The organism is Teichococcus deserti, assembly GCF_001982615.1.
GTDB classification, from domain to species: Bacteria; Pseudomonadota; Alphaproteobacteria; order Acetobacterales; family Acetobacteraceae; genus Pseudoroseomonas; species Pseudoroseomonas deserti.
This window is the reverse complement of record NZ_MLCO01000084.1, coordinates 21,819-34,418: the sequence shown is the minus strand read 5'-3', so window position 1 is coordinate 34,418 and position 12,600 is coordinate 21,819. Positions and strand designations below refer to the sequence as shown.

Below are 12,600 nucleotides of genomic sequence, written 5' to 3'. Positions count from 1 at the left end.
TTACGGGACGAAGTGAAGGGCAGGGGAGAACAGGGCAGGGGACAACAGGGCAGGGCGGGGGAATGAATTCCCCCGCACCCCCTTCTTTTTTCTGATGACCGGCCGTTGGGAGACCAGCGCCTCATTGGCCTGCTGTCAGGGCATCGCGGCGGGGCCCGAAGGATACCGGACAGTCAATCCGCCGCGTCGGCCAGGACGGCGCGCGGGGCGACGGCGCGATACTCCTCGATCAGCCGGGCGCAGAGCGCCGCCGCCGTCGGCAGGTCGTCGATGCTGCCGACGCCATGCCCCGCCGACCAGATGTTCTTCCAGGGCCGCTTCTCGTGCTCGGACAGGTTGCCGCCGGCGGCCTCGTCCAGCTTGTCCGGGTCCAGCCCGGCGGCAACGATCGAGGCGCGCAGGAAATTCGCCTTCACCCCGCTGATCGCCGCCGTGTAGACGATGTCCTTGGCCGAGGCCTCCAGCACCATCTGCTTGTATTCTGCCGGCGCCATGCTCTCGGCGGTGGCGACGAAGCGGGTGCCGATATAGGCCAGGTCGGCGCCCATCAGCTGCGCCGCCGCGACCTGCCGCCCCTGGCCGATCGAGCCGCCCAGCAGCAGCGTGCCGTCGAAGATCTGCCGCAGCTCGGTCAGGAAGGCGAAGGGGTTCAGCGTGCCGGCATGGCCGCCGGCGCCGTTGCAGACGGCGATCAGCCCGTCGACGCCGGCCTCAGCCGCCTTGGCGGCATGGCGCAGGTTGATGACGTCGTGGAACACCAGCCCGCCATAGCCATGCACCGCCTCCACCACCTCCTTCACCGCGCCGAGCGAGGTGATGACCAGCGGGACGCGGTTGTCGACCGTCGCCTTCAGATCGGCCTCCAGCCGCTTGTTGCTGCGGTGGACGATCAGGTTGACGCCGAAGGGCGCGGCGGCCGGCGCCGCCGCCAGCCGGGAGGCGATCTCCTGCAGCCAGTCGACATAGGCGTCCGTGGTCCGCTGGTTCAGCGTCGGGAAGGTGCCCAGCAGGCCGGCCTTGCAGGTCTCCACCACCAGGTCGGGGCCGGAGACCAGGAACATCGGCGCGGCCACGGCGGGGATGGCCAGGCGGTTCTGCAGCGCGACGGGCAAGGGCATGGCAGGGGCAGCCTTCTCGCTAGGGAAGGCCAGCCTGCCACCGTGGCGCCACCCTTGCCAAGCGGGGCCGGCCAGGCGGGGGCTGACCGACCCGTCTCCCGGTGCGGTTCCCAGGCGGCTGCCGCGCTCGCCCTATCGGCCGTGCCGGTCCTGGCCGCGCCCTGAACGAGGCATCGGCCCCGCCGTCTTGCCCGGGCTCGGCCCGCAGCGATGCCGAGGGACATCTACCTGCCCTTCCACGAGGGTGTGGCGGGGGTGACCTGCTGGATCAGCCTGGACCCCAGGCAGGACTCCCCAGGGACCGTCAAGGCAGGACCGTCCAGGCAGACGTGTTTCAGGCCCGGCCGGCGAGCGCGGCGACGGCCGTGGCCACGGCGGTCAGATGGTCGCGCACCTGGCCAAGTTCCGGCCGGCGGGTCCGCGCCGCCTCGTCCATGTAGAGGCCACGATTCATCTCGATCTGCAGGCTGTGGATGCCGCCCGCCGGGTTGCCGTGCTGGCGGACGCATTCGGCGCCGATGAAATGCGCGTTGCGGGTGACCTTATAGCCGAAGCCGGCGAGCGTCTTTTCCACCACCTCGACGAGCTCGGGCGCGCAGGTGGTGCCGTTGCGGTCGCCGAGGTCGAAATCCGAGCGCCGCTGCCCGGCATCCGGCCCACTGGCGGCGACGGCCGGCATGGAGTGGCAGGACAGGTGATAGGCCACGCCAGACTTCTGGCGCGCCGCCTGCAGCAGCCGGGCGAGTTCGCCGTGGTATGGCAGGTAGTAGTTGTCGAGCCGGTTGCGCACATCGGCGATGCTGAGCTTGCCGTCATAGAGCGGCCTGGTCCCCGCGCAGACCATGGGGATCAGCCCGATGCCGGCGCTGGTCTTGGGCGAGGGCTTCAGCGCCTCCGGCCATTCGCCGTCCAGCGCCGCCGGGTCGATGTCCAGCGCATGGCGGTTGGGGTCGATATAGGCATTGGGGAAGCAGGCGTAGAGCCAGGTGGCGCCGGCCCTGGTGACGTCGGCATAGCATTCCTCGACATACATCGAGATCGAGCGCTGCAGGTCGGTCAGCGCCGCGATGCTGCGGAAGTCGCGCGGATATTCGGCCCCGCTGCGCGGGATGTCGAAGATGACGGGGGCGGCGGCGCCCTCGGGGTCGCGGCGGGCGAAGACGCCGGGGCGAAGCTCGGTCAGCATGGTCGCAGGCTCCATCAGGACAGTGTCGGCGGGGCAGGCCACAGCCAGAGAATACGCCAGAGAATACGAGGGCGTGGAACAGGCCGGGAACGGCCCGGCCCGATCCGCGGGAGGCGGTCGGGCATTGGGCCGTCGCTGCCGCTCCAGCCGCGGATCAGCTGCAAGCCGGCCAGCGCAGGCACCAGGGGGCGGCCGTCTTCCGGATTGGCGCCGCTCCCGCCAGGGCCGCCACCCACGACGACGGCGCCGCGCGGGATCCGCCGCAGACGGACCTGGCCGCCGACGGGTGCAGCCTCACACCAGCTCCTCGTGCCGGCAGCTGACCAGCAGCTCGGCGACGGTGGCGTTGTTGGACAGGTGCAGCACGGTCTCGACCAAAGCAGCGACGTCGTCGGGGCGCGACATGGCGCTGCGCGGCGTCTTGGTGACATGCGCGGTCATGTCGGTGTCGACGAAGCCGGGGCAGAGGGCGGTGGCGCGGATGCCGCTGTCCCAGCCGGCGCGGCGCACCTCCTGCGTCAAAGCCATGACAGCGAACTTGCTCATGGCGTAGGCAAGGTTGTCGTTCTTGACGCGCTTGCCGGAGAGCGAGGCGATGTTGACCACGCGCCCGGTGCCGGAGGCGACCAGATGCGGCCAGGCGGCGCGGATGGCGCGCATCGGCCCCTTGGCATTGACCGTCCAGCTGGTGTCGAAGACGGTCTCGTCCGCATCGAGCAGCGTGCCGCGCGGATTGATGCCGGCGGCATTGACCAGCGCGTCGATGCGGCCGTGCTTCTGCATCGTGGCCTCGACCCAGGCCTCGGCACTGCCGGTCTTTTCCGCGTCGTAGCGGGTATGGGTCAGGTTGGGGTGCTGCGGCAGGCGGGCAGGGTCGCGCACGCCGGCACTGATGGTGCAGCCGGCGGCCAGCAGGCGCTCCAGCACGGCGCGGCCGATGCCGCGGCTGGCGCCGGAGAGCATGACGACGCGGCCTTCGGGGTTCAGCATGGGACCAGGGATCCTTGGGTCAGGCGAGCTCGGCGGCGCGCCAGCAGGCAAGCTGGCGCGACGCGTCGGCGGGATGCGCCTCCAGCGGCGGCATGGCTTCGGCGCAGCGGGATTCTGCCGCGGGACAGCGCGTGCGGAAAGGGCAGCCGGAGGGCGGATTGGCGACGCTGGGCACCTCGCCCGGCAAGGGTGCCGCGGTGACCGGATGGCGCATCGAGGGCGTGGCTTCCAGCAGCGCGCGGGTATAGGGATGCGCGGGTGCTGCGAAGATCGCGGCGGCGCTGCCCTGCTCGACGACGCGGCCGAGATACATGACCATGACGCGGTCGCAGAGATGCCGCACCACATGCAGGTCGTGGCTGATGAAGAGCAGCGCCAGGCCGAGCTCGCTGCGCAGATCGGCCAGCAGATTGACGATCTGCGCCTGGATCGAGACGTCGAGCGCCGAGACCGGCTCGTCGGCGACGATGAAGTCGGGGCGCGTCGCCAGCGCGCGGGCGATGGCGATGCGCTGCCGCTGGCCGCCGGAGAATTCATGCGGCAGGCGCATCGCATGCGCGGGTTCCAGCCCGGTCTGGCGCAGCAGCTCGGCGACGCGCGCGGCGGCGCCGGTGGCATCGGCCATGCGGTGGATCAGCAGCCCGTCGGCAATCTGCGCGCCGACGCTGCGCCGCGGATCGAGGCTGCCATAGGGGTCCTGGAAGACCATCTGCATGCGCCGGCGCAGCGCGCGCAGCTTGCCAGCCGGCAGCGCGTCGAGCGCCTCGCCCTCGAAGACGACCTTGCCGCTGGTCGGCGGCAGCAGGTTCAGCAGCAGGCGGCCGAGCGTCGACTTGCCGCAGCCGGATTCGCCGACGACGCCCAGCGCCTCGCCGCGCGCCAGATGCAGGTCGACGCCGCGCACCGCCAGGATCGGGCGGCCGCGGCCGAACCAGCCGCCGCCGCCGAAGCTGCGCGACAGGTTCTCGCCGCGCAGCAGCGGCGCCGCGGAGATCCCCGGGGGCGAGAGCGCGTTCATGCCAGCTCCTTCCAGCGCAGGCAGCGCGTGGCGCGGCCAGGGCCGATCGACTGCAGCGGCGGCGCGGTCTGGGCGCAGGCGGGGCGGGCCTCGCTGCAGCGGGGGGCGAAGCGGCAGCCGGCTGGCATGGCCCAGGCCTGCGGCACCGCCCCTGGTATGGCAGAGAGGCGCTCGGCCTCGCCCTCCGGGGTCGCGGCGATCAGCGCGGCGGTATAGGGGTGGCGGGGGGCGGTGAAGACCTCGGCGACGGGGCCTTCTTCCACCACCTCGCCGGCATACATCACCGCGACGCGGTCAGCGATCTGCGCGACGACGGCCAGGTTGTGGGTGACGAAGACCATGCCCATGCCCTGCTCGCTGCGCTTCAACCCTGCCAGCAGCTCGAGGATCTGCGCCTGCACGGTGACGTCGAGGGCGGTGGTGGGCTCGTCGGCCAGCAGCAGCCGCGGATGGTTGGCGATGGCGGCGGCGATCATCACGCGCTGGCGCTGGCCGCCGGACAGGGCATGTGGCCAGGCGCGGGCGCGGCCCTCGGGGTCGGGCAGGCCGACCTGGCGGAACAGCTCGACCACGCGCGCCATGCGGCCGGGGGCGCGGGGCAGGGCCTCGGCCACCTGGCTGCCGATGCGCAGCAAGGGGTTCAGGCTGCTGGAGGGGTCCTGGAAGACCATGGAGAGGTCGCGGCCGCGCAGCGCGCGCAGCTCGGCCTCCGGCAGGCGCAGCAGGTCGCGCGTCGCGCCGTCGCGGCTGGTATAGAGGATCTCGCCCGAGGCGACGCGGACGGCGCCGGGCAGCAGGCCCATCACGGCCAGGCCGGTCAGCGTCTTGCCGCTGCCGCTTTCGCCGACCAGCGCGAGGGTTTTGCCAGGCGCGACACTGAAGCCGACGTCGCGCACCACGGCGACGGGGCCGCGCGGGCCGGTGATTTCCAGCGTCAGCCCGCGGATGCGGAGCAGGCCGGGCGTGGCATCCTTGCGGAGGGCGGGGCCGGGCAAAGCGGCGGCGCGGCGCAGGAAGCCGGCCGGGCCGCCGCCGCCCGCGCGCGGGTCCAGCGCGTCGCGCAGCCGGTCGCAGAACAGGTTCAGCACCAGCACCGTGCCCGCCAGCGCCAGGCAGGGCCAGAAGAGCAGCAGCGGCGCCTGTTCCATGGTGGCGCGCGCGCCGCGGATCATCAGCCCCCAGGAGGGCGAGGGCGGCACCACGCCGAGGCCGAGGAAGGAGAGTCCGCTTTCCAGCACCATGGCGGAGGCGACGGTCAGCGAGAACTGCACGATCAGCGGCGGCGCGATGTTGGGCAGCAGGGTGCGCAGCAGGATGCGGCCGGGACCTGCGCCCAACGCCTGCTGCGCCGTGACATAGTCCAGCGCGCGGGCCGACAAGGTCTCGGCATAGGCGAGGCAGGCGAAGGCGGGCGCGAAGAGGATGCCGAGCGAGACGACCAGCGTGCCGGCGCCAGGGCCGAGCAGGGTGACCACCAGCAGCGCCAGCAGCATCGGCGGGAAGCAGAGCACGACCTCGGCCAGGCGGACCGTGACCAGCTCGACAAACTTGCGGAAATAACCGCCGAGGATGCCGAGCAGCGTGCCAATGACGGCGGCGATGATGGTGGCGGCAAGCGCCACGCTGAGCGAGACGCGCGCGCCCCAGAGGATGCGCGACAGCACGTCGCGGCCGTATTCGTCCTGGCCCAGCCAGAAATTGGCGGAGGGCAGCGCCAGGCGGCCGGCGATGTTCTGCCGCACCGGATCGGCCAGCGGCAGCAGGGGGGCTGCGAGGGCCAGCAGCAGGATGAGGCCCAGCAGGCCAGCGGGCAGCACCAGGCGGCGGAGCGAGCGGCGCATCAGCCCTGCCTCACGCGTGGGTCGATGACGGCGTAGAGCATATCGACCAGGAAGTTCAGCAGCACGAAGATCGCGGAGACGACGAGGACGATGCCCATCACCTCGGGATAGTCGCGCGCCTCGACCGAGCGGACGAGATAGCCGGAGAGGCCGGGCCAGTTGAAGACGAACTCCACCAGCACCGTGCCGCCGAGCAGCGCGCCCAGATGCAGCGCGACCACGGTGACGACGGGGGTCAGCGAATTGCGCAGCACGTGACGGCGGATGATGGCGCCGGCGGGCAGGCCGCGGGCGCGGGCGGCGCGGACATGCTCGCGCTCCAGCACTTCCAGCACGGCGCCGCGGGTGACGCGCAGCACGACGGCGGCCAAGCCAAAGGCGATGGTGCCTGCCGGCATCAGCAACAAGCCGATGTGGCGCAGCGGATCGGTGGCGAAGGGAACGTAGCCGCCGGCCGAGACCAGCCGCAGTTTCTGCGCCAGCAGCAGCACGGCGAGGGTGCCGATGACGAAGACCGGGATCGACAAGGCGAGTGCTGCGATGCCGGAGAGGATGCGGTCGGTCAGCTGGCCGGCGCGCAAGCCCGCGAGCACGCCCGCCGGCAGGCCGATGAGCACGGACAGCAGGCCGGCCGTGGCGACGAGCTCCAGGGTGCGGGGCAGGCGCAGCGCGATCTCGTCGGCGACGGCGTGCTCGTCCTGCAGCGACAGGCCGAAATCGCCTTGCAGCAGCCCGCCCATATAGGTCGCGTATTGCGTCCAGAGCGGTTGGTCGAGGCCAAGGCGCTCGCGCAGATCGGCGACCAGGGCGGGATCGGGCGCGACGCCGCCCTGGGCGAGCAGCAGCTCGGCCGGGTCGCCTGGGATCATGTGGATGACCAGGAAGACCAGCGTCGCCACCACCCAGACCAGGGCGAGCGAGACGGCGAGGCGGCGGGCGGCGAAGGCCAGCATGCGCCGTCACCCGACCGCGGCGGTCTCGAAGGTCAGGCCGGAATAGAAGGTCAGCGCGCCCGGCAGGTTGCGGAAGCCGGTGACCGCCTTACGCATGGCATAGCCCTGGCTGCGCCAGGTGAGGCCGACCATCGGCGCTTCCTCGATCGCGACCTGCTCCATCTCGCGGTAGATGGCGCGGCGCTTCGTCTCGTCGAATTCAGCGCGGCCGGCGGCGAGGAGCTGCGTGATGCGCTCGGTCTTCAAGCCGAAGCTGCGGACATAGGAGGGCGAGAGGGCACCGTCGATGAAGCTGGCGAGGCCGTCGGGATCGTTGCTGTCGGCGGCGGTGCCCATCACCGCCATGTCGTATTGCCCGCGGTTGCCGACGGCGACGCGGGTCGCCCAGTCCGGCAGGTTCAGCGTGACGTTGATGCCGACGGCGGCGAGGTGCTGCTGCACGACCTCGGCGGTGTCCTTGTGCATGCCGTATTGCGCGGTGGAGAGCAACGAGCAGTTGATGCCGCCGCCATGGCCGGCATCGGCCAGCAGCTTCTTCGACAGCGCCGGGTCGTATTTCCAGCCGTCCTTGAAGTCGGCGTTGTAGAAGGCGCTGGATTCCGGGATGGGCAGATGCGCGAGGCCGGAGCCGCGGCCGAAGAAGGCGGCCTTGACCAGGTCGTCGCGGTTGATGGCGTGAGCGACGGCCTTGCGAACGCGGGCGTCGTTGAAGGGCGGCTTGCTGCCGTTGAAGACGAGGAACATGAAGGCGCCGTCGACCGCGTCGAGCGACAGGCCCGGATTGGCGGCGATGGCGTCCATCGCCTGCCAGGGAACGTATTCGATCAGGTCGACGTCGCCGGATTGCAGCGCGGCGGTGCGCAGGTTCTCGTCAGCGTAAGCCACGACGCGGATGCCGCGCAGCTTGGGCAAGCCGGGCTTGTAGTAGCCCTCGAAAGGTTCGAGGTCGAGGGAGACGCCGCGTTCCTGGCCCTTCAGCACGAAGGGGCCGGCACCGACGAACTGGCCGCGCGGCGAATTGCGCGAGATGATCGGCAGATGGTAGCTGGCCATCCAGACCGGCAGGGTCACGGTGGGCTGCTTGGTGACGATGCGCACCGTCAGGTCATCGGGCGTCTCGACGCGCTCGAAGCCTTGCACCTCGGAGCGGAAATAGGCGGTGGAGCGTTCGCCGGCGATCTGCTCAAAGGTCCATTTGATGTCGGCGGAAGTGACCTTCTCGCCGTTCTGGAACTTGGCGTCGCGCAGCTTGAAGACCCAGCTGGTGTCGGTCTCGCGGGTCCAGGATTCGGCGAGCTCGGGCTGCAGCTTGCCGTCCGCGCTATAGGAGGTGAGGCCGCGATAGATCATCAGCTTGATGGTCGCGGCGGCGGTGCCGCTGTTGGCCCAGGGCTGGATGGTGGGCGGGTAGCTGGAGAGGCCGAAGGTCAGCACCCCCGGCGTCTTCGCGCGGGCCTGCGGCATGCGCAGGAAGGGCAGCAGCGCGGCACCAGCCATGACGGCGCGGCGGGTGGTGGGGAGGGTGGCCATCGCGAACTCTCCTGCTCCAGCGTTGAAGATGCCCTGCAACCGCGCGAGCCCTTGCTTGGTGGCCCGATGTTCTTTGTGCTTGTAAGTCAAAAAGAAGATGGGGGTCTGGGGGAATTCCTTCCCCCAGCCTTCTCTTATGCCTTGTAGATGGTGGTGGCGGTGTCGGTTCCGATCACGCCTTCCGCCAGATCCCGCTGGATCGCCTTTGGGTCTCGCTTCTCCGGCGGCCCGTAGCCACCGGCGCCGGGCGAGACGACGGCAAACCATTGTCCCGCCTTCAGCACCGCGTTGTCGCGATCGAAGGTGACGCCGGGGCCGCATTCGACGTGGCCATTGCCGCCCGGGCCGCCGCCGAGCAGGCCCCAGCTTTGCGAGCGCAGGCGGGAGACGTCGACGCGCACGCGGCAGTCCTCGTCGGCGCGATAGACGCGGCGCAGGCCCATGCCGCCGCGAAACTCGCCGACACCGCCGGATTCGGCGACCAGCTCGTAGCGCAGCAGGGTCAAGGGGTATTCGAGCTCCAGCGCCTCGACGGGGAGGTTGGAGGTGTTGGTGACGTGGACATGCACGCCGTCGAGGCCGTCCTTGGAGGCGCGGGCGCCGCCACCGCCGCCCATGGTCTCGAGATAGACCCAGATGGCGCCGTTGTCCTTGCGCTGGCCGATGAAGGTCGCGACCGTGCAGGTCGAGTTGGAGCAGGCGGTGACGCGGTCGGGAACGGCTTGCGCGAGGGCGCCGAGGATCAGGTCCGAGACGCGCTGGCAGGTTTGCACGCGGCCGTTGACGGCGGCAGGGTGGGCGCAGTTCAGCACGCTGCCGCTGCGTGCGGTGACGGTTATCGGGCGCGCCAGGCCGGCATTGGGCAGGATGGTCGGGTCGACCACCGATTTCACCACGTAGTAGGCGGTGGCCAGCAGCGCGGTGTAGGTCATGTTCAGGCCGGCGCGCAGCTGATCGGGCGATTCGAAATGCAGCGTCATGCTGTCGCGGGCGATGGTGACGTCGACGGCGAGCGGCAGGTTGGTGGTGATCTCGGGGTTGTCGAAGACATCCTCGAAGCGCCAGGTGCCGTCGGGCATGGCGGCGATGCCGGCGCGCATCTTGCGTTCGGCATAGTCGAGCAGCGCCTCGCCGGCGGCCAGCACCGTGGTGGTGCCGTATTTCGCGCAGAGCGCCTGGAAGCGCTGCACGCCGACGCGGTTGGCGGCCATCTGGGCGCGCAGGTCGGAGAGGCGCTCGCGCGGGACCTGGCAGTTCAGCAGGATCAGCTCCTGCACGTCTTTCTGCAGCTGGCCTGCGCGGTAGAGGCGCACGGGCGGGATGCGCAGGCCTTCCTGGTAGATATGCGCATGGCCGCGGTCGGCGAAGTCGGAGTGATGCGCCAGGTTCACCGTCCAGGCGGCAATGGCGCCGTCGACGAAGATCGGCTCGGCCAGGACGATGTCGGGCAGATGCGTGCCGCCGCCTTCATAGGCGTCATTGCCGACAAAGACGTCGCCGGGCTTCATCTCGGCCAAATCGTGCAGCTTCATGATATGCGGCACGATGCCGATGAAGCTGCCGAGATGGATCGGGATGTGCTCGGCCTGGCAGAGGGTGTGGCCGGCAGCGTTGAACAGCGCGGTGGAGCAGTCGCGCCGCTCCTTGATGTTGGTCGAGTAGGAGGCGCGGATCAGCGCTTCGCCGGTTTCCTCGACGATGGAGGAGAGGGCGGCACCGATCACCTCGACGGTGATCGGGTCCAGCACCGGCGCGCTCGAGGGCTGCAGGGCGGAGCTCATGCCGTCACCTCCAGGATCAGGTTGAGATAGGCGTCGACGCGCGCCTTCATGCCGGGCGGCACCACGGTGGTGGTGTCCATCTGCTCGACGATGGCGGGGCCGGCGAAGCGGTTGCCGGGCAGCAGCGCGTCGCGGCTGTAGATGGGGGTGGCCACGAAGTCGCCGGCCTCCGGGAACCAGACCTGGCGCTGGCCGATGACGGCGCCGTTCGCGTCGGGGCCGGCATCGGGATAGGATTTCAGCTCCGCCTTGCGCACCAGGCCGGTGGCCTCGAGGCGCAGGGTGACCAGCTGCACGGGCTCGCCGTCGGCGACGAAGCCGTAGCGCTGGCGGTGCAGATCGGCGAAGCCTGATGTCAGCGCATGCATCGTCGCCGCGGTCACTGGGCCATCGGGCAGCGGCACGGCGAGCTCGTAATTCTGCCCGGCATAGCGCATGTCGGCGGTGCGGGTCAGGCGACGCGCCGCGGCCTCGATATGCTCCTGGGCGAACCAGTCCTCAGCGCGGGCGGTGAGGCTGGCGAAGGAGTCTGCGACCTCGGTGACCGAGTCTTCCGTCGCCGGCAGCAGCTTCGTTGCAGCAAAGTCGGCGCGCAGGTCGGTCAGCAGCAGGCCCATGGCGCAGAGGATGCCGGGATTGCGCGGCACCAGCACGCGCTTCATCTCCAGCTCCTTGGCCAGGCGCGCGGCATGCAGCGGGCCGGCGCCACCGAAGGCCATCAGCGTGTAGTCGCGCGGATCATGGCCGCGCTGGATGGAGATGACGCGGATGGCGCGGGCCATATTGGCCGTCACGACCGACAGGATTCCCTGCGCCGTCTCCATCACGCCGAGGCCGAGTGTTTCGGCCAGCCTGCCAATGGCCTCGCGCGCCAGGTCCTGGCGCACGGCCATGCGGCCGCCCAGAAGATAGTCCGGGTTCAGCGTCTGCAGCACGACATTGGCGTCAGTGGTGGCGGGCTCCTCGTTGCCGCGGGCGTAGCAGACCGGGCCGGGATCGGCGCCGCAGCTGCGCGGGCCGACCTTCAGCAGCCCGCCGGCATCGACATAGGCGATCGAGCCGCCGCCGGCGCCGACGGTGTGGATGTCGAGCATCGGCGCCTTGATCGGATAGCCGTGCACCACGGCTTCCGAGGTCATCTTGCACTGGCCGCCTTGCAGCAGCGCAACATCGGTGGAGGTGCCGCCCATGTCGAAGGTGATCAGCTCATCGAAGCCGGCGAGGGTGCCGATCGCCTGGGCGCCGACGACGCCGGTGGAGGGGCCGGACAGCACGGTGCGCACCGGCATGTCGGCCGCGGCCGCGAAGCCGATGACGCCGCCATTGCTCTGCGTCAGATGCGGCGTCGCCGTCATGCCGAGGCCCTGCAGCCGCGGCGTCAGGCGCTCGATGTAGCGGCGCATGACGGGGCCGAGATAGGCGTTCAGCACGACGGTCGACAGGCGCTCGTACTCGCGAAATTCGGGGGCGATCTCGTGGCCGGCGCAGATGAAGGCGTCGGGGTGCTCCTCGCGCAGGATGTCCACCGCGCGCTTCTCATGCTCGGGGCGGATGAAGCCGTAGAGGAAGGAGACGGCGATGGCCTTGACGTCGGCGGCCTTCAGCGCGCGCGCGGCCGCGCGCATCTTCGCCTCGTCCAGTGGCGTGTCGATCTCGCCGGTGTAGCGCACGCGCTCCGGCACTTCCTGGCGCAGGTCGCGCGGCACCAGCGTCGGCGGCTTGTCGGCCTGCATGTCGTAGAGGTCGGGCCGTTTCTGGCGTCCGATCTCCAAGAGGTCGCGAAAACCGTCGGTGGTGACAAGGCCGGTGCGGACGCCGCGATGCTGGATCAGCGCGTTGGTGGCAACCGTGGTGCCATGGCCGAAATAGGCGACGGACGCGCCAGGCCTGTCGCCGGATTCGGGCGCAACGCGGCGCATGCCTTCCTCGACGCCCTGGGCGATGCCCCGCGACGGATCGTCCGGGGTGGACGACACCTTCCAGACTTCGACGCGGCCGTCTTCCTCGTCGAAGAGGCAGACATCGGTGAAGGTACCCCCGGAATCCACGCCCACACGCCAACGCGCCATGCCCGCTCCGCTCCCCTTTGAAAGGATGAATGCGATGGATGGCCTTTACTATTTCGTTGCACCGCGCCGCTCCGCAAGCCACATTTTCTGTGAATGAGAGCTATGCGTTCAGAA

At 70.2% G+C, this 12,600-nt stretch carries 9 protein-coding genes; all 9 read right to left on the bottom strand.

The features are described 5' to 3' along the window. Positions 1-173: 173 nt before the first annotated feature. Positions 174-1,118 carry an NAD(P)H-dependent flavin oxidoreductase gene (locus tag BKE38_RS10570; protein WP_076957280.1) on the bottom strand — a complete coding sequence of 315 codons (945 nt, stop codon included), beginning with the start codon at positions 1,116-1,118 and terminating at the stop codon, positions 174-176. A gap of 334 nt (positions 1,119-1,452) precedes the next feature. Beyond that, a complete protein-coding gene (locus BKE38_RS10565) occupies positions 1,453-2,304 on the bottom strand; it encodes an N-formylglutamate amidohydrolase (protein ID WP_076957279.1) in 852 nt (283 codons plus the stop codon). 294 nt (positions 2,305-2,598) lie between these two features. Next, positions 2,599-3,294, bottom strand: coding sequence for an SDR family NAD(P)-dependent oxidoreductase (locus BKE38_RS10560; RefSeq protein WP_076957278.1), 696 nt, complete (start codon positions 3,292-3,294; stop codon positions 2,599-2,601). Between the two features lie 19 nt (positions 3,295-3,313). Beyond that, positions 3,314-4,312 (bottom strand): ABC transporter ATP-binding protein, encoded by a 999-nt coding sequence (locus BKE38_RS10555; protein WP_076957277.1) that lies wholly within the window; start codon positions 4,310-4,312, stop codon positions 3,314-3,316. Then, positions 4,309-6,153 (bottom strand): dipeptide/oligopeptide/nickel ABC transporter permease/ATP-binding protein, encoded by a 1,845-nt coding sequence (locus BKE38_RS10550; RefSeq protein ID WP_076957276.1) that lies wholly within the window; start codon positions 6,151-6,153, stop codon positions 4,309-4,311. Before BKE38_RS10550 ends, BKE38_RS10555 begins: the two co-directional genes overlap by 4 nt. Continuing rightward, complete coding sequence (locus BKE38_RS10545) at positions 6,153-7,106, bottom strand: ABC transporter permease (RefSeq protein WP_076957275.1); 954 nt, start codon at positions 7,104-7,106, stop codon at positions 6,153-6,155. Before BKE38_RS10545 ends, BKE38_RS10550 begins: the two co-directional genes overlap by 1 nt. A gap of 6 nt (positions 7,107-7,112) precedes the next feature. Beyond that, positions 7,113-8,636 carry an ABC transporter substrate-binding protein gene (locus BKE38_RS10540; RefSeq protein WP_076957274.1) on the bottom strand — a complete coding sequence of 508 codons (1,524 nt, stop codon included), beginning with the start codon at positions 8,634-8,636 and terminating at the stop codon, positions 7,113-7,115. Between the two features lie 134 nt (positions 8,637-8,770). After that, positions 8,771-10,417 (bottom strand): hydantoinase B/oxoprolinase family protein, encoded by a 1,647-nt coding sequence (locus BKE38_RS10535; RefSeq protein WP_076957273.1) that lies wholly within the window; start codon positions 10,415-10,417, stop codon positions 8,771-8,773. Next, positions 10,414-12,486 carry a hydantoinase/oxoprolinase family protein gene (locus BKE38_RS10530; RefSeq protein WP_076957272.1) on the bottom strand — a complete coding sequence of 691 codons (2,073 nt, stop codon included), beginning with the start codon at positions 12,484-12,486 and terminating at the stop codon, positions 10,414-10,416. The genes BKE38_RS10535 and BKE38_RS10530 overlap by 4 nt, the downstream gene beginning before the upstream one ends. Positions 12,487-12,600 lie beyond the last annotated feature (114 nt).